Origin of the sequence: Microcoleus sp. MON2_D5 (assembly GCF_036701905.1) — a bacterium.
GTDB lineage: Bacteria > Cyanobacteriota > Cyanobacteriia > Cyanobacteriales > Microcoleaceae > Microcoleus.
In genome coordinates, this window is sequence record NZ_JAUBRM010000038.1 from 38,116 (window position 1) to 61,013 (window position 22,898).

At 45.3% G+C, this 22,898-nt stretch carries 21 protein-coding genes; 1 reads left to right on the forward strand and 20 read right to left on the reverse strand.

Annotation, left to right across the window (positions count from 1 at the left end; translation table 11 throughout):
* Window position 1: 1 nt before the first annotated feature.
* The 19 genes from QUA47_RS15745 to QUA47_RS15835 form a co-directional block, all read right to left on the reverse strand.
* Entirely contained in the window at window positions 2–2,638 is a 2,637-nt protein-coding gene (locus QUA47_RS15745; protein ID WP_333431432.1) for a hypothetical protein, read from the reverse strand.
* A 5-nt stretch (window positions 2,639–2,643) separates the two neighbouring features.
* A complete protein-coding gene (locus tag QUA47_RS15750) occupies window positions 2,644–2,892 on the reverse strand; it encodes a hypothetical protein (RefSeq protein ID WP_333431433.1) in 249 nt (82 codons plus the stop codon).
* Window positions 2,893–2,901: 9 nt separating this feature from the next.
* The gene (locus QUA47_RS15755; RefSeq protein WP_333431434.1) at window positions 2,902–3,396 is read right to left on the reverse strand and encodes a hypothetical protein; all 495 of its coding nucleotides are present in this window, start codon (window positions 3,394–3,396) and stop codon (window positions 2,902–2,904) included.
* The gene (locus QUA47_RS15760; protein WP_333431435.1) at window positions 3,396–11,207 is read right to left on the reverse strand and encodes a hypothetical protein; all 7,812 of its coding nucleotides are present in this window, start codon (window positions 11,205–11,207) and stop codon (window positions 3,396–3,398) included. Before QUA47_RS15760 ends, QUA47_RS15755 begins: the two co-directional genes overlap by 1 nt.
* 2 nt (window positions 11,208–11,209) lie before the next feature.
* On the reverse strand, window positions 11,210–11,665 hold the full coding sequence (locus tag QUA47_RS15765) for a hypothetical protein (RefSeq protein ID WP_333431436.1): 456 nt from the start codon (window positions 11,663–11,665) through the stop codon (window positions 11,210–11,212).
* A 127-nt stretch (window positions 11,666–11,792) separates the two neighbouring features.
* Window positions 11,793–12,131, reverse strand: a complete 339-nt coding sequence (locus QUA47_RS15770; RefSeq protein WP_333431437.1) for a hypothetical protein — start codon at window positions 12,129–12,131, stop codon at window positions 11,793–11,795.
* Window positions 12,132–12,224: 93 nt separating this feature from the next.
* The gene (locus QUA47_RS15775) at window positions 12,225–13,517 is read right to left on the reverse strand and encodes a hypothetical protein (RefSeq protein ID WP_333431438.1); all 1,293 of its coding nucleotides are present in this window, start codon (window positions 13,515–13,517) and stop codon (window positions 12,225–12,227) included.
* A gap of 38 nt (window positions 13,518–13,555) precedes the next feature.
* The gene (locus tag QUA47_RS15780; RefSeq protein ID WP_333431439.1) at window positions 13,556–14,377 is read right to left on the reverse strand and encodes a C39 family peptidase; all 822 of its coding nucleotides are present in this window, start codon (window positions 14,375–14,377) and stop codon (window positions 13,556–13,558) included.
* 25 nt (window positions 14,378–14,402) lie between these two features.
* A complete protein-coding gene (locus tag QUA47_RS15785; protein WP_333431440.1) occupies window positions 14,403–14,879 on the reverse strand; it encodes a hypothetical protein in 477 nt (158 codons plus the stop codon).
* A 4-nt stretch (window positions 14,880–14,883) separates the two neighbouring features.
* A complete protein-coding gene (locus tag QUA47_RS15790; protein ID WP_333431441.1) occupies window positions 14,884–15,123 on the reverse strand; it encodes a hypothetical protein in 240 nt (79 codons plus the stop codon).
* A gap of 146 nt (window positions 15,124–15,269) precedes the next feature.
* Window positions 15,270–15,812 carry a hypothetical protein gene (locus QUA47_RS15795; RefSeq protein WP_333431442.1) on the reverse strand — a complete coding sequence of 181 codons (543 nt, stop codon included), beginning with the start codon at window positions 15,810–15,812 and terminating at the stop codon, window positions 15,270–15,272.
* A gap of 217 nt (window positions 15,813–16,029) precedes the next feature.
* Window positions 16,030–16,737, reverse strand: coding sequence for a hypothetical protein (locus QUA47_RS15800; RefSeq protein WP_333431443.1), 708 nt, complete (start codon window positions 16,735–16,737; stop codon window positions 16,030–16,032).
* On the reverse strand, window positions 16,727–17,167 hold the full coding sequence (locus QUA47_RS15805) for a hypothetical protein (protein ID WP_333431444.1): 441 nt from the start codon (window positions 17,165–17,167) through the stop codon (window positions 16,727–16,729). Before QUA47_RS15805 ends, QUA47_RS15800 begins: the two co-directional genes overlap by 11 nt.
* Window positions 17,146–17,535 (reverse strand): hypothetical protein, encoded by a 390-nt coding sequence (locus tag QUA47_RS15810; protein ID WP_333431445.1) that lies wholly within the window; start codon window positions 17,533–17,535, stop codon window positions 17,146–17,148. The genes QUA47_RS15805 and QUA47_RS15810 overlap by 22 nt, the downstream gene beginning before the upstream one ends.
* 1 nt (window position 17,536) lies before the next feature.
* Window positions 17,537–17,977, reverse strand: a complete 441-nt coding sequence (locus tag QUA47_RS15815) for a hypothetical protein (RefSeq protein WP_333431446.1) — start codon at window positions 17,975–17,977, stop codon at window positions 17,537–17,539.
* A gap of 5 nt (window positions 17,978–17,982) precedes the next feature.
* Window positions 17,983–18,639 (reverse strand): hypothetical protein, encoded by a 657-nt coding sequence (locus QUA47_RS15820; RefSeq protein ID WP_333431447.1) that lies wholly within the window; start codon window positions 18,637–18,639, stop codon window positions 17,983–17,985.
* Window positions 18,639–19,442 carry a phage tail fiber protein gene (locus tag QUA47_RS15825; protein WP_333431448.1) on the reverse strand — a complete coding sequence of 268 codons (804 nt, stop codon included), beginning with the start codon at window positions 19,440–19,442 and terminating at the stop codon, window positions 18,639–18,641. Before QUA47_RS15825 ends, QUA47_RS15820 begins: the two co-directional genes overlap by 1 nt.
* Window positions 19,442–19,744: a hypothetical protein gene (locus QUA47_RS15830; protein WP_333431449.1), complete on the reverse strand. Its 303-nt coding sequence runs from the start codon at window positions 19,742–19,744 to the stop codon at window positions 19,442–19,444. Before QUA47_RS15830 ends, QUA47_RS15825 begins: the two co-directional genes overlap by 1 nt.
* A gap of 4 nt (window positions 19,745–19,748) precedes the next feature.
* A complete protein-coding gene (locus tag QUA47_RS15835) occupies window positions 19,749–21,671 on the reverse strand; it encodes a hypothetical protein (protein WP_333431450.1) in 1,923 nt (640 codons plus the stop codon).
* Between the two features lie 86 nt (window positions 21,672–21,757).
* Here QUA47_RS15835 and QUA47_RS15840 point away from each other — a divergent pair, with 86 nt between their 5' ends.
* Window positions 21,758–21,973, forward strand: a complete 216-nt coding sequence (locus QUA47_RS15840) for a helix-turn-helix transcriptional regulator (RefSeq protein WP_333431451.1) — start codon at window positions 21,758–21,760, stop codon at window positions 21,971–21,973.
* On the opposite strand, the gene QUA47_RS15845 is transcribed toward QUA47_RS15840, so the two are convergent.
* The gene (locus QUA47_RS15845) at window positions 21,965–22,894 is read right to left on the reverse strand and encodes a hypothetical protein (protein ID WP_333431452.1); all 930 of its coding nucleotides are present in this window, start codon (window positions 22,892–22,894) and stop codon (window positions 21,965–21,967) included. The two genes, QUA47_RS15840 and QUA47_RS15845, sit on opposite strands and share 9 nt — an antisense overlap.
* Window positions 22,895–22,898: the final 4 nt, after the last annotated feature.

A 22,898-nucleotide genomic window follows, 5' to 3' on the forward strand; every position in this document is an offset into this window, starting at 1 on the left:
TTTAATTAACTTCTAGAATTAGCCAATCATTTAAATCTGTTTGAACCCAATCTGTAGATGTAATTTGCAGCCATTTCTTGAGTTGAGCGAATGCCAGTGTTGGCTCTTTGGCGACGACAGTTGTAATTCGTGGCTCCCCGACGATCGCGCCCGTAACGGCAATTGCTGTTCCATCCTGAGTAGCAGATAATTGAACTTGTTGGACGCCGTTAACAGTCTGTACCGCCGTTATCCAGTAGCGGTTAGGCTCAACACCGGGAATGATTCCGCCGATCGCACCAACCTGCACTCGATCGCCAACTTGAAACCCAATTCCTTCATCAACAATCCTAACACCAGTCTCCAGCCAATTACCCAACGCGCTGCTGACTAAAGAATTGGCAGTACCACCTATCCACCACAAGTCCCCAAGAATTAAATTGGCATCCGCTTCGCAGGAATAGTTAATGCCAGTCAGCAGGTAAGTCAGTGCATTGTCATCCGGTTCAATTACCTGTACTGCTATGACTGGACGGTATAAACTAGACAGCCACCAGTCGCCAATCTCAACCGTCAATTCGTAAGCTTTGCTCTTTCCCTGCCTGTAAAAATACAAAATATCGGCAATCTGGGACAGGATAGATTGATTCGGAATTTTACCAATACTGACCACTTCTTTCGGCGGCATTTGCCCCGAACAATCAAAGTCGAAGTCCCAGTATTTCTTGACCTTTACTTCCTCTTCTTCCCAGTCGTCCGCCGCTTCCCCGTCCTCTCCGGCGGATGAATAAGCTGGCAAGTATTCGGTGGCCGGTGCGTTCGCAAGTCCAGCGCGGGATAGCTCAACTTTGTCGCCGTCCTTCTCGGTCATCAGCGACATTCGCGTCCCGTGCTTGACCTGAAAAGTATTGATATCTCTGGCGCTGTAACTAACTGTGCTCGACCCTTCGACATCTCCGGTTCGAGTGTAGGTCGGGATACTGGTTATCTCGGTCATGCCCGCCGCTGCTTTGTCCTCCCACAGCTTCTCGTCCAGAGCTTCGAGTTCGGTTGAGTAGCGCTCTTGATATGTAGTTTTGGCAGTAATGCGGTGCATCTCATTATCACCCCATCGCATCCACTGCTCTGTCGTTTGCTTGCTGGGGGCTAGAGTTCCGACGAATGGCCAGTAATTTGTGAGAATTTTTGAGACATATTCCTGGGTCACGGCAGTTTTTGCCGTCTGCACTCCCTTAGAATCGTAGCTGTAGTTCGTGCGGGTACGACTGCTGAGAATCTGCGTAGTGTTTAGCAGCCACTTGTCAGCGGGCCAGGTTTGTCCGCCGATCGCATCAAACCCTAAAGGCATGGAAAAATTAACATCAGAATAAGTGCCGAAGAACCCCGCCAACACTTTACAGACTGGCTCTTTTATCTCCTCCTCCTCGTAGTCTAACCGCCCGTTGTTTGCTGGGTTTGGGCTGAAATACTGCGTGAATGTGCTGCGGAAACTCTCGACAAATGTGGCGCGATCAACCTTAGTATTTGGCACGACAAGCCCCCGGCGTTCAACCCGAATTGTGGTAACAATTTTCTGATTAGCTTGAATTCTTTCGGTTGTCGTAGTTGTCGAAAGCAGTATTTCGAGGCTTGGGTCGCCGTTAAAGTCAATAATTGTTTCGGGCCCAAAGTCTTGGGTGATCGAGGTTTTTTCTTTACTGCCATCGGGATTGACCGTTTCGGTTGCGTCCTCTGGCTTGTCAGTGTTTTTCTTATCTAGATTGCCTGTGACAACCAGCTCTTTGATGGCGTCTAACCCGCTATCTAGGGGTGCATACTCTACCTCGTCTTTGCCGATAACTACAACTAAGGCTGTGGGGTTGTTGGTGATATTAATTGGCGTAATCCTGACAGTATCTTTGTCAGCCCAGATATAACTCGGTGGATCAGCTTTGAAGCATAACTCACCGGCCTGTTGAACCAGCGAACCGCTAAAACTAATCGGGCCCCGAATACGTCCCCCGACACTGCCGCGAATTGTTGTCACCCCGGCGCGTCCTAACAGGAAAGTGACGATCGGCTGGATGCTGTAAAATTTTGACTTTTGAAATTCTCGAAAAATGGGGGGCAGTGTCAAATCACCTGTGGGCGCTGGTGTCGGCGTGGGAGATGGCGATGGCGATGAACTACTTGATGACGAGAACGCGACACCAGGGGAAGAGTAGGAGATGACAATCAGCGCTGTTTCTTCCGTGTACCCGTCCTGCAGTTCTTCGACTGTAGACTCAGTTTCTTTGGGGATTTTGTTGTCTTCCCGGAAGTCGTCGATCGAGCGATTTTTGAGCAGCGACAGCAGGCAACCAACCTGTAATGTCAACCGCCCTTCTAAGCTGTAGAACGATCGGATCAAGTACACTACGCCGCGCGGGTGCAGCCGATAAACGCCGTCACTGCCCAAAATGTGAACTTCGATCCTTTTGCCCCAACACCACCAGCGATTTAGCCTATCGTTGAGCGATTGCGGGTTGGAGTGATGGCTGTCAATCTCGATCGTACCTGTCGCCAGAATTGCGCCGCTGGTGTCTAGCTCGTTCTCGTCGCAGATATAGCGAATAAATCCGGGGAATTCTAGTCCGGCGACGATTAGCTTATTCGGTCTAGCGGCTGCGTTTACAGTCATGAATTTTAAATTTCAGAGTCAAGAGCAGCTTGTGTTTCCGTTATTTCAAATTCTATTTTTTCTATGTCATCTACATATATACTTCTTAATTGAGCCATTTGCGATTTGGTCACCCCCAAAAGCTGAGCTTGTTGAATTCTGCCTAACCAGAACTCATTCATTTTTTCTTTGTGTTGTTTTAAGGCTTCAAGTTTAAACCGATAAAGTTTTTGAGATTCATTTATTAAGATTTGTTTCATTGTTGATTGTGTCATAGCAAGCTCCTATGCAGTAAGTTTTTCCAATTCATTAATTATAAAGCTTAATTGCACCCAGTCGCCCAATGGTTGCTCTTCGATCGAACTCAAGTCAATCGCCACCAAGAATTTAGCAAAATATTCAATATCCCCAATCATCCCCACCGACTGAAAAACATCAGCTTTGGGGCGAGATATAGTCGGCTCAATTATACTCAGGAACACATCGCTGAGAGTTAACTTATAAGCGTCAAACGGTGGAGCAAATATTTTAGTATCTGCCAACTTAGCCACTAATAAAAACTGATTGCGCGTCGCCCAGTCTACCAACGCCGTCACTGTCCACAAGTGTTTCGGCTCGTGCGGGGTGCGCTTGACGATGGCGTTACCGCTAAACGCATAATCAATCTTCGCCCCGTGCAAAACCTTCCTAGAATAGCTGGTGAACTGATTTAACTTAACAGATTTACCGTCAATATCTAGTTGCAAATATGGATAGTCTTCAATTGTTGGGTAAGGCATTACCGCCTCCTAGTAAGGGCGTTTAGAATTTCTCCACATTCGGCAACAGGGTTCTGAGAAACTACAGTCAAATTTCCAGTCGGCAAATTCTTCAATATAGCTTTTATTTCTTCCATTGAATTATAGATTGATTCTACGCCAACAGGGTCTTTAACTTCTTTCAGCGCCGCTTCTGCGTTAGCTAAGTTTGACGCCAACTCCGCCAAGGTGGGGGGTAGATTCAACGGAACAGTCCGCCCGGTCACTTGGTTTTTGAGCACACCTGATTTTAAATCGGCTCGGATTTGGGCTGCAAAATCTCTAGCTGATGCCGCAGCCTCTAACCCTTGTCGTGTCGCTTCAGCAGGGTCAATATTGACTGGTTGATTTTGACGGGCAAGTGCTGCTGACAGTGCCGATCGCGCCTGTTCGATCTTAGCCTTAGCCGCTTCTCGCTGAGCATTTGCATCCATCGGTTGAGATGGGGTGCTGGGTGCGTTGATATCGGAAAGGGTTTTAGATAGCCAGTCGGTGCCGGGTTTTTGGGCTTCTGCAATTGTCCCGTTCAGGTAAACATTTTGAGCCGTTACTTGCATATTAGCTAACTGCTGCGCGGTATCTGGTATTTTACCCTGCTGGGTCAGTAGATCGGTTTTAAGTGCATCCGGCACGATCGGTGCTAGGTCGGGAGGGATTGACGCGGCGAAGAAGTTGTCGGCAGTTTCTTGAAATGGGTTTTTGGCGTTCTCGTACCAGGGCCCCTCAGCTTGGTCAATCCAAGTCATGCCGCCACTGGTATTAATGGGTTTCTTCTCTAGCTCTTTCGTCTTCTCAAGCGCCTTGTTGTTGGCCTCGTGCGCCTGCCGCATTTTTTCGAGCTGATTCGTCTGGCGCAACTTCTCACGCGCTGACAGTTGCTCGACTCCTAGCTTCTGACGTTCAAGTTGTGCAATTTGCCCCTCGGCTGTCCGCATTTGCCCGACTTGGCTCAAAGCTTCTTGCCGTAGTTTGTAGACCGATTCCAACGCTGAAATTTGCTGAGCAGAACTATTGTCGGCTTTAGCCTTGGCGATATTTGCCTCTGCCTCAAACGTTGCAATCTTGGCTTGAATTTCCTGCCTGTCAAGTTCAATTTGTTTCTGCTTCTGGCTAATCTCAAACGACTGCTGCTGCGCTTGTTGCGATCGGTTAAGCGCTGCTAACTGCTGTTGATAGAGTTGAGTTTTTAGACTTTCTTTCTGTGCGGTATTGCCCGTAATCTCAGCTTGAGACATCAAAAACTCAAGCCTTTGCTGCTCTAGCCCGTTGGTTGCTTCGGCTAATCCCGATCGCGCCGACAACTGCCGCGATTCTAAATCTAGCAACTGATTTGATAGTTCCAGTTTGCCTTGGCGGTTTTCTAATCCCGACTTTTGAGCTTGCAACCTTTCCTCGATCGCCTGCTTCTGCTTCTCTATAGCCTCCTTCTGGCGCTCTAGCTCGCGAGTTTGCACCAAATTCTCCATTGTTGTCTGGCGTTCGATCGCAAGCTTCTGATCTTCCGTTGACTGCACCTGCTTGCTGACGGCTGCCTGTGCGGTAATCTGGCTGAGTGCTTGCTGCCTGTAGCCGACAGTTGCCCGCAACGATTCCATTTCGGCAGCCGAGGTAGTTTTAGTGACTTGAGCTTTTGCCAAATTTGCTTGCGCTTCTGTGACTGCAATTTGTGCCGACAGTTTTTGACGCTCAAGTTCGATCGCAGCTTGCTGGCGCGACAACCCAATTCCGACAACCTGGGCTTGCTGTTGGGCAACTAAAGCAGCTTTCTGTTGCTGGTAAATTTGCTCCTTAATTTGCTCTTTGGCTGATTCGTTTCCGCTTAGTTCAGCGCGCTGTAGGGCAAAATCTAACTGCTGTTTTTGCAATGCGGCCTGTGACTGTTGGAGGTCGCTGACACCCTTCTGTTTATCAATCTCACCGCCGACGTTTTGCCCCTTGAATTCGAGGCTCTGGGATTGCCCCTCCATTGCAGTGCGCGATCGAATTAGCCCGTCCTCAATCGCCTTAGTCCGTTTTTCGATCGCCAGTTTCTGCATTTCCAGTTGGCGCTGCTGTTCCATCCCTTCTCTGGCAATTTGCTGCTCTAGGGTAAGGTGCTGACTGGTTAGCTGGTTGATTTTGTTCTGATTGGCTTCTTCTGTTGAGATATAATCGACCGACTTTTGGCGCAGGGCGATGACCGCTTGCAAGTTGCTAATCTCGGCGGCGGATGCGTTTTTGGCTTGGGCTGATTCCAGGTTTGCTTGGGCTTCTAGTAGTGCTATTTCGCCCTGAATGCGTTTGCGTTCAAGTTCGATCGTCGCTTGTTGGTTAGACAGTTGTAGGCTGGTCTTTTGGGCTTGGTGTTGGGCAATTAACGACGCTTGCTGTTGCTGGTAAATTTGCTGCTTAATCTGTTCCTTAGTTGATTCCTGACCCGTTAACTCTGCGGTTTGTAGACTGAATTCTAGTCGCTGCTTTTGCAGGTTAGATTGAGATTGGGATATGTCACCCAGCAATTTCTGTTTACTGATTTCCGCGCTAATGTCCTGTCCTTTAAATTCTAGTTTTTGAGATTGAGCTTCCGATAGTGCTTTCGCACGGTTCAGTCCTTCCTCAATTGCTTTGGTTCGTTTCTCAATTGCCTCTTTCTGTAATTCGATTTGGCGCTGCTGTTTGAGTCCTTCTTGTGCGACTTGCTGCTCAATACTTAGATGCTGGCTGGTTAACTGATTGACTTTAGCCTGGTTCGCTTCTTCTGTTGAGATATAATTATTTGATTTTTCACGCAGGGATATTACTGCTTGCAGTCCAGCAAGTTCAGCCGCTGAAGCATTCTTTGATTTGGCTAATTCTAGATTTGCTTGTGCTTCTAATAGAGCGATCTCACCTTGAATCCGTTTTCGCTCTAACTCAATAGTTGCTTGCTGACTAGACAGTTCTAGATTAGTCTTTTGAGCTTGATGTTGAGCGACTAAAGCCGCTTGCTGCTGTTGATATATTTGTTCTTTAATTTGCTCTTTCGTTGATTCATTGCCTGACAACTCAGCAGCTTGCAAGCTGAACTCTAAGCGCTGCTTCTGTAAATTAGCCTGAGATTGAGAAATATCGGCAAGTAGTTTTTGCTTGTTAATTTCGGCTCCAACATCTTGCCCCTTAAAGTCAAGCCCTTGCAGTTGAGACTCAGAAAGTGAGCGAGCGCGGTTAATTCCCTCTTCAATCGCTTTGGTCTTTCTCTCGATCGCCTGTCGCTGAAGGTCTATTTGGCGTTGCTGTTCTAGTCCTTCTTTTGCAGTCTGTTGCTGGATTGCTAACTGTTGCCCTGCTAAAGTGTTGAGCTTCTGTTGGTTGGTTTTCTCTGTGGCAACTTGAGCCACTATTTGCTGCTTGAGCGCGATCGACTGTTGTAGCGCGACAATTTCCCCAGCAGACGCACCTTGAGCTTGGGCAACTTGTAGCGCCGACTGAGCTTCAAGCACTGCAATTTCTGATTGCACCCGCTTGCGTTCAAGTTCGATCGCTGCCTGCTGCTGGCTGATAACTAACTCTTGACGCTTCGCCTGCTGTTGCTGCGTTAGTGAGACTAACTGCTGCTGGTAAATTTGATTTTTGATTTGCTCTTGCTGTGACTGGTTGCCGTTAAGTTCTGCCAGTTGAAGGGCGAATCCCAACCGCTGTTTGTCTAGTTCCGATCGGGCGTCGCCGACTCCCGACTGAGCCGTCGCCAACTTACCTTGCTGGTCGCTAGTGAACGATCGAGCGTCTAACCCTGCGAGTTTTTGGTCAGAGTTAACCTTTGCCTGTTCTTGAATTTTCTTGACTTGCGCTGCTACCCGTTCTTCTGACCGCTTCAACTCAGCTTCGGCAAGTTGCCCTTGAGTTTTGGCAATTGTGACTGCCGATTCTCGCACTCCTTTGCGGGCTTCTTCTTCCGAAATCACCCCCCACTGTCGCAGTTGGAGTAGTTTTTGCTGTTTTTCAGTTTCACTGGCGATCGATGCTTGTAGATCGGTGGCTTCGATCGTGGCAATTTTAGCTGCGACTTCTTCAGCAGAATACGTGCGGGCGGCTTGCGCTTTCTTGATTGCAGTTATTTGATTTTGACTGGACAACTGCTGCTTAGCTGTTACAGCGTCCTCTCGCTCTTTGACATTTCCTAAGATATCATCGTTAAGATTCTTTCGCGCCTGCTGTTCAAGTTTGGCAGCGTCAATTCTAGCTTTTACCTGGTCTAATTCAATTCGTTTAATTTCTTCAGCAATTTTAGCTGCATCTTCTGGCTTTGCTCCAATACTTGCAGCCTCTAAGTCTTTAAGTTGGTTAGAATTTGTTCGAGTGCGCTCAATTACTCCATTTTTTTCAAGTCCTAATTTAAGGTCTTCGCCTCGCTCTTGATTTATACCGCCTCTTCCTTTTCCTTTTGCCACTCTTTCTTCTATTGAAGCTAATGATTTTTGAGTAGCCATTTCGGAAGCGTAGGCTACCTCTTTATACTTTTTAGTTAATTCGTCCAGGGTTAAAATGTGTACTTTAGTTGTAGCTGTTTCGGATTCTAACGCAACAATTTTACCGCGCAAAATCCTAACTTGTTGCTCGGTTAATTTTATATTAGTTTGAATAAATGCTTTTTGCTCGTCATTGACAGGCTGTTGAGCTTTTAATGCCTCTAGCGTTTTATTTAAGGTATCTACTTGCCGAGTGGCTTCCGCTTTAAAATCAGCTATTCCTTGCGCCCCTAGTCGCTGTTTGTCAGCAGCGTCTAAAGTCTCTATACCATATTTCTGCATAACCCCAACACCTAGCTCTAGTTGGGTGTTTACAGCTTTAGAAACCTGTTCTGTCGCAAACATTGCCCGTTGTGCGGCTAGCTGAGAGTTGGTAACTATAGAAAAATCTTTGCCGTATGTGTCAGTTGGTTTTCCTCCTGTCACTTGCGACAATGTTTGTTGAGTTGCTTCGATCGGTCCTTTTTTTTGTACGCTTTCCCAAAACTGTTGAAAAGCATTTCCAGAATCATTCGCTTTTGCCTGTAGCCCGGTCAACTCTGTCGTTAATTTGTTGATGTTATCGGCAGTTTCTTTGATGCCATTAGCTTCTTTAACTCCCGCCGAAAACGAATTCCACGCTTGCGATACAGCCCAAGCAGCGGCAGTAAGAAGCGCAAACCTAACCGCCAGCGTTGCCATTGTACCAATAAATCCTAGGGTTGCCGCTGATGCTCGTCCTACGGCGATTGCATAAATATTCTTAGCTTGAGCGGCTATTAATGAAATAGTTGCACTAAATGACTGTTGGGTGTTTGCTGTAGCCTGTTGCCTAGTGAACAATCCTAAAACAAATGTTTTTGCTGCAATAGATCCACTAACTATTTTATTGATTCCGATCTGAGTTAATGTAACAGCGTTTTGCGCTAAGTCTACATAGGTTTGCGCTTTAGTGAGCGCAATTGCTGTATTTATAATTGTATTCTTAATCCCAGTAGCTGTTGCACTGGCTAACTGAGAGATTGAGAACAATTTAATATTTGTTGTACCAAGAATCAAATGCTTGGCATAATCACCTAATATAGCAATAGACGCTTTGGTAGTATTAAAAAACTCTCTACTATTAGCCGCACCAAATGCTTGACTTGCGTTTAAAATAGTTTGTTTGGCTTCAGCCGCACTTATTTGACCTGTTAGTACACCTAACGCAAAAGAATAAGCTTGTGTAACTTTAGTGGTAATTTCTGTCCATTGCGCTGCAATAGCTTGTTTTACTTGCAATGCTGTAAGTTTGCCTGTAAAGATATCAGCCGCAACACCAGCAGCAACTTGAGCTGCCGCCCATAACTTAGTCCAGGTTACTAAAAGCTTTGTACCTTGAAATACCACTAAGGCTAACGGCCCAACAACGCTGAGAGACAACGCCGTCAGTTGCAGCGCAGGAGGTAGTTTTAAGAACCCTTCTGTCAGCGCCGCGACTGGCTGCAAAAATCCGCTTAGAATCGGACTTAAAAACTGACCAACAGTAATTGAGACAGCGCGAGCGCCATCAGTTAATCTGTCCAAAGTTCCAGCCAAAGAAGTCATTTGACTGTCGCTAACTTTCTGACTGACACCGCCCGCATTATTGATTGACTGTTTTAGCTCATTGAGGGCAGACGAAGATTGATTAAACAACGCCAACATTTCATTGCTACTTTGTGACCCAAAAATTTGAGAAACCAAGGGTGCAACTTGACTTTGTTTGCCTGCACTATTAAATTCTGTAATTCGACCTTGAAAAGCTTGGATAATAGATTCAATACTATTTACGTTGCCACTAGCGTCAACTATATCTGATTTAGAAAGTCCGAGAGCGCTAAGAGCGGACACACCATTGGATTTGGTATTCTTATTGTAATCTCCAGCTATTCCTTGTAAAGATGCTATTGCTGCTTCAAGAGTACCACTTGCGTTAGCGCCACTAATCCCGGCTGCGCCTAAAGATCCGATTAAAAGCGCAGTTTCTTTAAAGCTTAATCCCGCAGATTTAGCTATTCCACTTGCACTAACTATACTTGTTGCTAGTTGATTTGTGGCTATACCTGTCTGTGTGCTAATTGTTGTGAGTACGTCGGCAGCTTCGGGAATTGTTAACTCAGTGAAAGCGTTTGTCAGTTCTAGCGTAGTTTTACCAAGCGCCATCATGTCTTCGTTTGTGGCACTTGCTGCATAACCCAAGCTTTTTATAGCCGCTGGTAGTTCTTCTACGTCTACTCCGGCACGCTTCAATGCAGAAGCGCTATTTGCAACTTGGTCTATATTTTGCTTGGTACTTGTGCCAACACTAAATATAGCTCTATTTACGTTGTCTATTTGTGTGGCGGTTGCGCCACTGGTTTCGCTTAAAGCTCGTAAATTGTCGGTAAGAATTTGATATTGTACTGCTTCTTCTACCCCTTGCTGATTTTGAAACATATCAACAACAGTAGGGCCCGGAGATAATTGCCCTGGCAACAAGAAGCTGCCACCGCCAATCAAGCTTGCCGCACTTGCCGCGAGTCCCGTTGTTAGCGTGTTTACCTGAGTAGTAAGCATAGTAACTTCGGTTCCCAGTAAATTCAAATAAGCAATAAATCCTTGAGCCGCTCTCCCAAACTTAATGGGAGTTATCATTGTATTCAATGTCTGACCTAAGAGCGATGCTCTAGGTACTAATTCTTTAAGGATTCCTCCCAAAACAACCAAGTCTGTATACCTAACAGGATTAGCTAAAGCGGTTGCGAAAAGACTTTGATACGTAGTCATTAACGCATTGACTGTCATGATATTAGGGATTAATCCGGCAACAAATACTTGATTGACTAACGCCGCTTGATTAAGAAAAAATGCCATTACTTGAGGCGCAGCAGCCAATCCACCAGTTAATATCGTAGAAAATGCTAGTTTCCCTGAAAATCCAAGATTAGTAAAACCTGTGATAGCGGAAGAGATGACAGATTGAATTGCTCCAGCTTGTCGCAGAAATACGACAGTTTGAAGTATCCCTTGGTTGATAGGATTAAGAAAAGGTAACGGAAAATAGTTTGCAGCAAAGAAGTTAGCAACCGCAGCAACTTTAGTCGAAAGCTGCGTCATCCCAAACACAGATTGCGCTATCTGACTGGCAAAAATAGACGCGGGGACAGCCAAATTGACAAATTGCTTTGCGGCGATCACAACTTGAGCGACTCTCTGACTGGCTGTACCGCCTGCTAGTCCCACACCTTGAAGTGCTCGCGTAGCTACTCCGACTTGCTGCTGAAATCCGCCTAAACCCAAGTTGACTGGAATACTGACGCCACCGTACATAATTAAACCTGCCAGTTAGATAATCGGGTTGTAAGTTTTCTTCGAGCAACTAGCCCAACTCGACGCATCGCGATCGGGACGAAAGCTAGTTCAGCGTTTAAGTTTGCGGTATACTGCACCACTGGATCAAACTTTTGCAAACCTAAAGATGTCCAAGGTCTGCCGGGTTGCTGCGCGCCGTTTTGCAAGGTATAACCATCGTGAACATAAGGCGCGTATTCTACAGGCCAATCAAAAACAACAGAACCTGGAGACGGGAAAGCGACAGTTTGTGATTCTTTTAACGCGCCCGTGTCAATGATGTCACTTTGTGGAAAGTCAGGAAAAGCCCCAACCTCACTAATGACTTCTTGAAAAGTATTACCTAAATCTTTCATTGTGCGCTCAAAAGCACGTAAAGCGGCCCCTTGTAAAGCAATACCATTAAAATTAACAGAAACTTTACCGCGTATTGGCATTTTTCACATCCTCAATAACTTCTTGAAAAGTTTTTCCCAGTTCGAGCATTGTAGTTTAAAACGCTCGGAGCGCAGTGCCTTTAATTGCACCGCCGTTAAATGTTATTTTTTGTTTCATTATAGTTTTTTAGCTGTTTTCAATTGGTATTATCTCTGGATTTTCTACAGGTTCAGAAGTTTCTGGTGGCGGCGCTGTAATTTGTGCATAACGCTTTTGCCCAATGCGGGTTTGGATGATAATCATTGCCTCTTCTAATTCCGGATCGTTTTCACAGCCAAAGACCAAAACTTCAGGGTTCCAAACTTCAGAAAGCTTTTCATCGCCTAAGTGTATAGAAGTCACAAAATACGCTTCCATTCGCATTTTAAAAACACTTTCGTTAGCTTCTAAAAGATTGAGGATTTGAAATCTTTCGGCGACATCGCGCCGCATTGTTCCGTTGGGGTTTGGTACGTCAATTGGCATTTTAGGCTCCTATATTGAAAGTTAATTTTTGACCGTTTGGAAATATGGACAATAGAAATATTATTTGAGCCCATGAGAGTAATTTGCATAATTTTATGCACTATAAGTAATTAAAGCAGTGAAAGGTCTGCTAACTACATTACTTGAGTTTGTCGGAGGAACATATACTATAAACTGAGTGGAAGTAGTATAGACATAATACTCATTTTGGGCAGACGCTAAAGTCATTCCAGGAGACATTAACCTATTAGCTATATCAGTAACAATACAAGTAACTCCTCTAATAGTTCCGGTTATCTCATGTGCAACAAATACATCAGTACCAGCAGTCCCAGTAGTCCCAGATATTTGCTTTTGTTTTATAGCTACATTATCTCCTAGAAGTGTGAATCCTCCAATATATTGATTACCCCCAAATGCTCCACCGCCAACGACGATTAGAGCGCCTGTCGTAGTAGAAGTGGATTGGTTTGTATTTGTAATTCGGACTACACCAGTAAAAGTTTTTTCGCCTCCAACTGTCTGATTTTCCGTTGTGTTTACTTGCAAATGGTTTGTAAGATTCGGTAATCCGATTTGCGTTGCTGTTGTTCCGTGGGGATTTCCTGTTGTTTGAGAATGAGTATAAGCGGCATTTCCGAAGTCACCGCGATAAGCCGTGGCAGAAGTTGTTCCTAATGCCAAAGATGCTGAAACTTCAACATACACACTTCCAGACCATCGGTAAACAATATTAGTACCAGTCGCTAAATAAATCTTTCCTATTTCTCCTGTTGCGGGAAAGTTTACAAGTGCTGCAAATTCAAGAACATCATCAACAAAACTGGGCAATTGCGATGTAGGTACAAATCCACCTACTAAATCTGCTTTAGAGTTTAATGCCGTCAAATCTGCCTTTTGATTTAAGGCATTTTGCTGTGCAGTAGAAACAGGCTTGTTTGCGTCTGAAGTGTTGGTAACGTTACCTAAATTTAACGTTGTTCGCGCATCGGAATCAGAGGCGCTGCCAAGAAAAGTTCGAGCGAAATTACCCAACCCAACAACACTGGCACTACCGTCAGCAGTCCTCTCAATTAATCCAGCGGTGTTTAAAGCCGCGATAGCACCAAGAATTCCACCTAAGCTACTGGCATCAAATTTCAATCGTTGAACACATCTGCCAGGACTACCCGGAACTACTGAATCGGGGCGAACAACATCAATCTCATTAGTTGTGGCTGTTGATGCAGGTTCCCATACCCATATTTCAACATTATTCGTGGTTTGATTTGGCACAACAAACCAGCAACCCATCGGATCGGACGCGCCAAAATTGATGGCTTTTAAAGTAGCCAAATTGGAAAGAAAATTAGCAGTGGTAAAAGCGCGTCCGTAAGCGTTGGGCATATTTTAATTCTTAAGTTAAATCTAATTTAAATTACAAATTATCTATATTTACCCTCAATCAGAATTTTTGCAGTTTTAAAGTCGATCGCCCTCGCGTCAACCTGAAAGCTAAAAGCCAAATTCTCAAATGCTTTTTGAGTTAACGGGCCCCAACTACCATCCGGCGTTCCTGGATGAAACTGTGGGAACCGAGTAAGGCAAATCTGTACTTGCTTGGTCAACCCTATATCTTTCTTTACATCCACCAACGATAGCGACAGTTTACGCTCGTAAATATCCTGAAGTCGCAACCCTCCAAGTTCTCCCGGCTTCCAAACACGTTTATCTTCACTTTTGCCATTAACGAAGTGAATCCAAAGTTGATTTTCTGCGTCGGGCCCGCACAATCGTGACATCATCTGAAAAGAATACTCCAACGCTTCACCCGAAACGCTAGTATCATACCCACCCGGATACCATTCTCCCCACGGGTCGTGCACGATCCAACATTCTTTTTCTTCGTCGTAACCACAAATTACTAAAATGTGACCAAACTCAGTAAACCAGCCATGAGTTATACAAATTTTGCCTTGACGCAACCAAGCCTTTACCTCATTCCAAGTAGCGTAAGCGCTAAATCGGAACCTATATCCGTGTTTCTGCGCCAAAATCTCCAAATCTCCGGGAGAGTGTCGTGACAAGCCATTGTCTAAACAATATTGAGTCAAGTAATCTTCAAGTTGAGTACCGTCAGAGCGAATTAATGGTTCCCCGTGATTGCCCATGCCCATTGCAATAGAAGTCGTGTTGCACGTTCCTGAGCGATATAACCGATTATTTTGTTGAGATAGGTATTGGGTTGGAACAAATACTCTTGCCATAAGTTTGGAAGTTCTTTAATTAGTTTTACTCTAAATAAGGCGCAGCATCTTCCATCCGCATCACGGGTTTTCGCACTTCAACCGCCGTTTTTTGAGCGTCTAAAACTCTTTCTAACTGGAGTTCTCTCATAAAAAACTCGTACAGTTTTTTAACAAGAGATATTGGTATAGGTTCGCCATCTTTGTCTAGCAAAATACTGTCATCCGTAACAGTTTTTGCAAGTTTGTAACGGTGGCGGAGGCAGAGTATTACTATAGCAACCTCCATACCTAAAGCCTGTGTGGGGTCTTTTTCCATGCGGTAAAGTAATTGCATGACTTTGTTGTACTCCACACAGTCGGCAGCGCCTTTGCTCGGAACACTCACCACATTACCCAACCCATCGTCAATTTCTACTTGCTTCTTTTCGGCAGTAGAAACAAAGTTTAATACTGTAACATTTTCAGTTTTTGTTACTTGAAGTTCTGCTATTTCGCCCATAATCTTTGAATTCCTTGTCATATTTTTACCTTGCTAAATTCATCGTTTCGATATCGACTGCGCTAGCTACCCAGCTTGGGACTTTACCTTCTTTCAATAATTTAAGGAAAGTCTGGGTAAACTCTTTAGAATATTTTTTCTTGGCAATTTCGCTTTCTATCGCCTGTGCGTATGGATTGATTGAATTTAGTTCACGCTCTGGGCGTTTAACTCCTTTGCTAGAGAGGATGTACAACATCGCTCTACTGATTGGAGTTGCTATCAAATTGCCTAATTCAATCTCTCTTTTGCCGATCGCCTCTAAAGCTTGTTCAATAATTACCAGAGGTTGATCTGCAAAATTATCAGCGGTAAATCGATCGTCCGATGGATAATTTAATCGCAGCTTCCAGTAGATGCTTTCCCAATCAATCAGTTGAGGTTTCGAGTCAGTGGCTTTCCCACGGGCTCGTCATCCGCAAAATCTTTGAGAACTTCAAACCCTTCAAGCCACGGGCCCTTCTTGGCAAACACTACCCAGCGTTTTTCAAGTTCGAGGTCAGAGCGTCCGGCGGCAATGCCTTTATATTGACGGGCTGTCTCGATCGCCATTTCCTTAGCTACCTCTCCAGTCAGTTCAAGTAAAACCTCCTTGGGTATCCACCGTGTGCGTTCGCCTAATACAAATTCGTACAGGCGATCAATCATTGGCATTGTTGAGGCTTGGTCAGCAACTTGATCGGTTGTCAGATCAGGAAGTTTAAACCTAGAACGAAGCAAAATGGTAATTTCTGATAGTCGGGCATCAACCCTACTGACCCCATCTTTAAGCCCCATATAGTATTGGCTGATGGCGTTCTCCTCGTTGTAGGTCAAGCATCCATATTTCGGAATTTCGATTGAATTACCAAAGCCATCCTCAATTAGCGCAGTGTTTTCCCCCTGCTGCGTGGCAGTAGTTTTAAATGGCAGCATCTACAATTCTCTCCATAGTGTAGTCCCATAGTATGTGAGCACCAGCAGGCAAGCGAACCGAATAACGCTTACCTGTTTCTACGTCTAGTAACTTTGCTTCAGACTCTTGATTACCGCTAACTGCTAGCAGTTCACAATGAATTGTGAGATCGTGAATATTGCAACAACAGGCAAAAACACCTTTAGTTTGAAGCGATGAAACTTTAGCCATCGGTTATTAAGCGGCAATTCCGACAACCCTAAAATCGCTGATAGGAGCGCCCGTAATATCGACCGACAAATCGCCCATTCTAAACCCGTCAGCCGCCGCCGAAGTAGTGTTGTCTGTGACATAACCTTTGGCAATGAACGGAGCTTCTTTGATGCTTCCCAAATCCTGATCGGGCGCTTCGTGTTGGATTGCAAACCACAGCGCAACTTTCTCTTCTGCCGAGAAAAACGCCGTCCAATACCCGCCGTTTTTCAACATATACGGGCCCGGCAGACTTAGTGATCGGCTGCTGGTAGTCGTGGTGATTAACTTGTTGCCACCCGTGTTAAAAGTCTGGGTGTCGGTGGTGTCAACCGTTCGACTAATTTCGGCATCAGTCCGATCGAGCAATTCAGGCGGCCACATCGCCGTCGCACCCGACGGAATAGTTTCAGCCAACGCCCGAACAGTTAGCGCGCCACCCGTACTGTTAGCCGTTACTTCGGCAAGATATGCCAGCTCATCGGCATCAACAAAGAGCAGAACGTTACCTTTTTCGATCGGCGTAGCAGGGGCACCAGTAACGGTCATAGTTGTTCCACCTTCTGTCGCCGCCGCAGTCAATGTCAGGGTGGCAGGCGCAAAAGGCAATACAGGTTTGGTTTTCTGTCTCCAGCAGTAGACCGAAGTCTTCCAGCCCTTTTGCAATTCTCGGTTTTGATAGCTAGTTCCCATGTTTCCTCCTGTTTATGATAGTTTTAGATATTGTCAGATTTCTGGTTTCTATGTTTCCAATTTTAGGATTAGGAATAATTCTTAACCCAACACTTACTGAATAATTTAGCTGCATTAATAATTGAATTAACGGCTCAATTATTTTGAGAGTTGTGTCTTGACTGTCCCATTGTTTGAGAGTTATTTTGTGCGACCGAACCCAGCTTGAGCCTTGGTTGAACATCGGTGTTATTGTCAACTCTTCTGCTGGAATAATTACAATTTCTAATCCTTGTGTTTGTGTTCCTGTTGGCGGAAAGTCGGGCTTAGCAACTGCAACAGCTTTTAAGGTTTGACCAGTCGGGAATAAATAAGTCCCTACTTCTGTCAGTCCTTCTATGGCTGTTCTGAGTACAATGATTTCGTCATTTAAGCTTGAAACGTTGCCCATCCTTCCACAATTACTCCTGTCAATAATTCAGTATCAAACGGTCTAGGAAACTGAGACAAAACTTGAAGCTTACCCTTTTTTCCGTAATATTCAACCTCGCATTCGGTTGGTATAATATTCCCAGGCCATTGCATTGGATTCACCAAATAACCTTTTAGATATGTTCTCAAAGAATTTGCTCCTTGCTTATCGTCTGGCTTAGCTGTACCAGGTTGACTATTTTTACCGCGAGATTCCTTTAAAAATGTTTCAACTTCTATTGATTGTTTTTTAGGTTGAATATTTCCCCATTCATCTTTTTCAGTTTCTTTTGAACTGACCAACACAAATAACTTGGAATTTGCATACTCTAGAAATTCAGAAGCCATACTAAATCACCGTGTAATCTTCCTCAATGCTAAAACCTCCTTTAATTGTTTTTCTCATTGGCGTAGCTGTTCCGACTGTTGTGCCAACAGTGAAATCTTGCTCGTAACTAAACTCAATATCCGCAACATACTTTTGCCCTGGTTCATCGGCGGCATTGTCGCCTGATTGAATTAAAACTATGGCTGCTTTTTTTTCACTAGCATTTAAAGTGCTAAGCGTAATTCCACTGCCAACAGTTCGAGAATAGATTGGTGGGCTATTTGAACCATCGGGCAACACTTTGCAGACCGAAGCTTTGACGGTCAATCCGGTTAAATTAGCGCCAGCGATCGGCCCGACGACAACCACGCTATCCGATCGAACAAAAACAGGCTGCTCGGCTCCATCAAATTTCATATTGTTACTTTCGTAACGCATATCTATGTAAAGTGAGTTTGCCATAGTTGCTATCCGTTAAAATTTAAAAAGCCGCGTTCGATCGGATAATTGAGTCTAGAATTACCAATTTCAAACTCATATTCTGTCTCAAACTCGCGGGCGAATTCTGCAAAAAGAGTTTCGGTTCGATCAATGAAGATGTAACCGATGTAAGTTGTCAATCCTCCGGGCTGGACATTTTCAGAATCGATTTCTAAACCACCAGGGGCAATATTTTCAAGCTTATCAATCAGTTTAATTCCTTGCAAATTAAACAATCTGAATCGCGCTTTGAGATTTGAAAGTTTGCGACCCAAAAGCTCAAATCGAATTTGCAACGACTGACCTTTTTGTAATGGCTGGTTTATTAACGGTTTGCCGTTAAGCCAGAGTTTACCTTCAGGAGCTAAAACGGCAGGCATTGAGACAACTTTGTCGCAACCTGTTTGAGTTGACTGCATCCCGATCGCGCTGACAGTCCTCTCTCTTACAGCAACAGCCGAACCAAAAACAGCGATTTTTGCATTCATGCCGAGGACAAATTTGTCTCGACCTAGCGACAGTGCGATCGCACTCGTTGTCACTAATCCATTTCCGGCTGAGTGCCGATTGCGGACTATCAACTCGTCGTCTGTCTCTGTCAGTGTTGTGGCTGCTGCCGTCGCTGCTGCGAATTGAGTAGGCATTACGCTGCATCCAATCCGATCGTTAGTTCGGTTAAAGTAAACGGATCGCCCGCGTCCACCGTTTTAGGCGGAACAAGCACACCACCGACCTGGAAGTTACCCGCAGTCGGAGCGTCGTGCAAGCCCCAGTGCGTTCTTAGTCCTTGCGCCTCTGTGGCGGCCGTGAAAGAGAAAGGAATAATTGTTGAGATTTTTCCAGCAGTTGCAGCGCCAAAAGCAGTCCCGTTTACAGCAATCGGTTGACGGCTGTACGCGCTGTCTGTCGGTTCTGTCCCACCGATCGTTGGCGAAACATTGGGGGCGGGAGCGCTGCTGTAATGAGCGACCGACAGACTGGGAAACAGCGGCAGCGGAATGCTGCGGTATAAATCGTTGAGAATTGCATTTTGCAAATTCAATGACATAAACCCAGAATCGAACCTATGCAGCAATCCACCCGCCAGCACAATTAGAGAATCATTGACCTCAATCAATTCCCCATCGTCCGGGATGAAATAAGCAAGGCAACTGCCACCACTAGCACTGTCAAAAACTCCGAGAGCAACGATGTTACCGTTCCAACCGATAGACCTTGGAAATACCAAGTTTTTAATAGTTGTTGTTGAACCGCCAACGGGTGCTTGCCAGTCTTGGGCAGTCATCATAATCCTGGTTGCACCTGTTGGTTCCGACCCTGGGCCTTGCTTGGAAGGCATAGTCAGAAATGGCGCAAGATACGGAGTGCCAGTGTTCTTTTGCTGACCCCGGAAAAGGTGATTGAGGTAGATATTGCTACCTGTGTTTGTCAGATGTCCAGTTGCCATTATTTCTTCTCCTCAACCATTGGACAACTGGATTCACCAATTCCGCAGATCACATTGTTGTAGCCGTCGGTTTGCTTTTTGCTGCCACATTGCGGGCAAACTTGCAAACCTAACGCTTTGTAATAATCCGAGGCATAATCAGCTTTGCCTGATGGTGCAGTTACTTTGGAAACATCACTGGGTTTTTTGACCCCTGCTTCCACTTTTGGCTTTAGCGGGGCCGGATCTGGTGTTTCTAATGTCTCTGGAGACAAAGGATTCTCAGGGCTGGGAGGAGGTGCAGGTGCGGAACTTGAGGGCATACTATTAGACCTTTGTTGTGGACGATCGGACTTCGTAAACCCGAAGCTGTTCTTCACCACCAACAGCGCGAGCCACCTCGTTCGGCAGTAGAGTGCGATTTGGGTCAACATCCAAACCAGTTGCGTTTGCATGGGTTTTCCAAATCAGCGATCGCATCCGTCCGAAATCGGTATCGTCGGACTCCCGAATTTCCATTGGCATAGATTCAGCCATCCCCAACGCATCTGCACCGAGGGCAAAACCCGATCGCGTCGTAACAGGAGTGCCACCTAAAGTCTCAGTTTGTACACCAGGAGAACCAGGCAAACCAGAACTGATATTAGTAGACTCAAAACAATGGAACCCGCGCACTTGACCTTTATAGCCGTTAACTCGACCCATGTATTCTTGGCGAGTTTTCTTTTCCAGCATACTGGTCAACAAGCTTTCGGTCTTTGAATTATCTGCGTGCAAACCCTTTTCTGCCATGTCATTTTCAAGAGATGCAAAATGGTCGGGAGTGCCGACAAAAATGAAACATCCATCGTCAAGCGGTGGAACTTTTGCGTTAACAAGTTGAGCGCGCAAAGAACCAAAGAAATTCATTGTCAGTTGTCCGCCACCACCCGCAGGAACTCCAGCGGCTGTGTTAACGGCTGAACCATTGTTGTTATAGACGACAACTGTTGAAGAAAGCAGAATTTCAAACAACAACAAGTCTTCCCACATCCCGTAGTTGTAGCCGATACGCTCCTGCACCAGTCGCTCAATGTCAATGATGGTAACAGCGTTGACCAGTTCGTGAATACCTAGCGGCTCAACAACCGCATCTTTGCCCATACCCCATTCCAAAATCGGAACAGAAACACCGTTGCCGTTAAGATTTTGACGAGTTGGGACAATTGGGATACCCGGAGTTAGTCTCCAGTCAGAAGAGGTTACACCGACGTTAAGGTGACGAACGCGGGGAACTAAAACTGTCTGATTAATTGGAATACCGGTATGAATGGCCTTGTTGCAAAACTGCCAAAGAACAAACCGGGCACTATGCTCAAGCCGAACAACTTGGCTCAGGTATTCGCGAAGTGCGATCGGGAAATTAGCAAAAGTCGTTGGCGCGTCTTTCCCGCCCCAGACTTGATTGCGCCCTTGGAGTAATCCATGCTGACGGGCGATCGCATCAATACCTTCGCGCAGAACCTTCCGGTTTTCCACAAAGAATTGATCACTATGCCGAGGGTTTCGTTGGATGTAACTGCCTGTAGAAGTGGTAATTAACCTTGCTTCAGTTGAGCCACTATCATTAAGGCGACGCTCGTATTCCCGCACTGCATCTTTGGCGGAAATTCCACCACGATTAGCCAGCGGAGAGATAAAAGCTTGGGAGGGAAGAGGCGCGCGATCGGTGCCACCCGATTCAGGTAACGCATACCCAAACTGACCAAAAACTCTGGCCATTGTGTCGCGCTGTTTGCGCTCGTTCTCAACCTGCTTCTCAAGCTCTTCACGCTCTTTCTTTGCCCGTTCATCAGCCGCGTCTTGTTGCTGCTTTAGTGAAGCAATTTGATCGGCGGCTTGTTGAAGTTGAACGACAGTTTGCTGGGTTTCTTGCCGGACGCCGCTATCGATCAACATCCTTAGCTGGCTCTCCGTAAGAGTCATACTCCCATCTTCGTTAAAAGTCATTGCTGCCTGAGTCGGAGCAGTGGCAGTTGAAGATTGAGGAGCTGGTGCAGATGGTGGTGACGCTGGTTCGGTAACGGAATCAGAACCTGTCACATTAGACAGAGGCGGCAACTGTTCAGCAGGAACTACGCCGTCCGAGCTGAAACTATTGTTTCCAGATTTATTCTTTTTAGTAGCATTAATTCGATTAATCGCGTCGCGTTCATTAACACCTGCGACTGCATCGCTGCCAATTATTTTAGGTTTTGACTTTGTTGGCATTGGTTTACCAGGATACTACGACCAACTTATCAAAGTTTAATTATGCTATACTCCTGATAGTCAATATATGAGCAAATAGTCATTTTATGACTAAAACAGATGTCATAGAGCTAAAAACCTTAGGCGAAAAAATAAGACTTCTGCGGGAAAGGAAACAATTGCCTCAAAAAACGTTCGCAAAACTTGTTGGCAAATCTCAGAAGACGGTTAGTCGAGTTGAAACAAATTGCCAGGAGTTGAAGTATTCAGACATTCTTGTCTGGGCAGAGGCTTTGGATGTTAGTGCTGCGTCATTAATGTAGAACGCTATCCCCAGCCGTCACCAAAGAAGCCCCCGGCAAGTTTGCAATAACCACGGTTGATAATTCGCCTAAATCATAAAGCCTATCCCGGATATAATATGGTGCAACCAAAGACGGATCGGCATCCCATTCTGTCCAGCTATCAGGAATAAAGTGGGGGCAGTTTTTGAACGAAAAACTGGTGTTACATATTGGGCAGACGTAATCTTTAAAAGAAAAACCGCCCAACGATACCGCCCGACCAAGCCCTATCTTAAGTTTGTCAACAATTGCAGAGTTAGCAGGAAAAGCAACGGTTGCAACAACTTGCACAAACTCTTCATTTTTGACGATTTGGCGGTTTAACTCGCCATTTTGCAGCGCGTCTACAAGTTCGGCTGGTGGCTTAGACTTGACGAGTTTAGCTTCAATAATTATCCCTTGCACGTCCTCCACAGATTCCCAGTTATGGTTCAGGATGTGAGGTAAACCCATTCGATCAAGCATACTCGCCATTTTTGCCAAGTCTTTTTCTGTCCATTTGCCCTTACTTCTGTTGATTAGGTTGTCAGCAACGACAAAAGAAATTGCAACCATCGTCTCGTCTGCTATCAACGGGAACCCAGAAGGTCTAAACTTGTTTAATTTAGCAAGTTGCTGCTTGGTCAAATAAGGTAAGCTGTCAGGTTGATCAGGAGTAATTTCTGTCACAGCCACTTCTGTTTTTTGCTCCCGCAAATCCGAATGTAATTTACCAACAAATACATTATCTTGCCTGTTGGTCAGCTTAATCAAGTAACCCGGTGTGGTCTTTGTTACAGCAATATCTATACTAATTTTGGGAATTAACCCATCTAAAATAACTTGTTCTACAATCCCGTTAACCGTGCCTACAGCAGAATCCCAGCTAACTTCATCACCAATTTTAAATAAAGTTTTCATGTTT

What these genes read in the sequence shown, in the direction of transcription:
- QUA47_RS15745 (WP_333431432.1), bottom strand. Translation starts at nt 2,638, where the DNA reads ATGACTGTAAACGCAGCCGCTAGACCGAATAAGCTAATCGTCGCCGGA.
- QUA47_RS15750 (WP_333431433.1), bottom strand. Translation starts at nt 2,892, where the DNA reads ATGACACAATCAACAATGAAACAAATCTTAATAAATGAATCTCAAAAA.
- QUA47_RS15755 (WP_333431434.1), bottom strand. Translation starts at nt 3,396, where the DNA reads ATGCCTTACCCAACAATTGAAGACTATCCATATTTGCAACTAGATATT.
- QUA47_RS15760 (WP_333431435.1), bottom strand. Translation starts at nt 11,207, where the DNA reads ATGTACGGTGGCGTCAGTATTCCAGTCAACTTGGGTTTAGGCGGATTT.
- QUA47_RS15765 (WP_333431436.1), bottom strand. Translation starts at nt 11,665, where the DNA reads ATGCCAATACGCGGTAAAGTTTCTGTTAATTTTAATGGTATTGCTTTA.
- QUA47_RS15770 (WP_333431437.1), bottom strand. Translation starts at nt 12,131, where the DNA reads ATGCCAATTGACGTACCAAACCCCAACGGAACAATGCGGCGCGATGTC.
- QUA47_RS15775 (WP_333431438.1), bottom strand. Translation starts at nt 13,517, where the DNA reads ATGCCCAACGCTTACGGACGCGCTTTTACCACTGCTAATTTTCTTTCC.
- QUA47_RS15780 (WP_333431439.1), bottom strand. Translation starts at nt 14,377, where the DNA reads ATGGCAAGAGTATTTGTTCCAACCCAATACCTATCTCAACAAAATAAT.
- QUA47_RS15785 (WP_333431440.1), bottom strand. Translation starts at nt 14,879, where the DNA reads ATGACAAGGAATTCAAAGATTATGGGCGAAATAGCAGAACTTCAAGTA.
- QUA47_RS15795 (WP_333431442.1), bottom strand. Translation starts at nt 15,812, where the DNA reads ATGCTGCCATTTAAAACTACTGCCACGCAGCAGGGGGAAAACACTGCG.
- QUA47_RS15800 (WP_333431443.1), bottom strand. Translation starts at nt 16,737, where the DNA reads ATGGGAACTAGCTATCAAAACCGAGAATTGCAAAAGGGCTGGAAGACT.
- QUA47_RS15805 (WP_333431444.1), bottom strand. Translation starts at nt 17,167, where the DNA reads ATGGGCAACGTTTCAAGCTTAAATGACGAAATCATTGTACTCAGAACA.
- QUA47_RS15810 (WP_333431445.1), bottom strand. Translation starts at nt 17,535, where the DNA reads ATGGCTTCTGAATTTCTAGAGTATGCAAATTCCAAGTTATTTGTGTTG.
- QUA47_RS15815 (WP_333431446.1), bottom strand. Translation starts at nt 17,977, where the DNA reads ATGGCAAACTCACTTTACATAGATATGCGTTACGAAAGTAACAATATG.
- QUA47_RS15820 (WP_333431447.1), bottom strand. Translation starts at nt 18,639, where the DNA reads ATGCCTACTCAATTCGCAGCAGCGACGGCAGCAGCCACAACACTGACA.
- QUA47_RS15825 (WP_333431448.1), bottom strand. Translation starts at nt 19,442, where the DNA reads ATGGCAACTGGACATCTGACAAACACAGGTAGCAATATCTACCTCAAT.
- QUA47_RS15830 (WP_333431449.1), bottom strand. Translation starts at nt 19,744, where the DNA reads ATGCCCTCAAGTTCCGCACCTGCACCTCCTCCCAGCCCTGAGAATCCT.
- QUA47_RS15835 (WP_333431450.1), bottom strand. Translation starts at nt 21,671, where the DNA reads ATGCCAACAAAGTCAAAACCTAAAATAATTGGCAGCGATGCAGTCGCA.
- QUA47_RS15840 (WP_333431451.1), top strand. Translation starts at nt 21,758, where the DNA reads ATGACTAAAACAGATGTCATAGAGCTAAAAACCTTAGGCGAAAAAATA.
- QUA47_RS15845 (WP_333431452.1), bottom strand. Translation starts at nt 22,894, where the DNA reads ATGAAAACTTTATTTAAAATTGGTGATGAAGTTAGCTGGGATTCTGCT.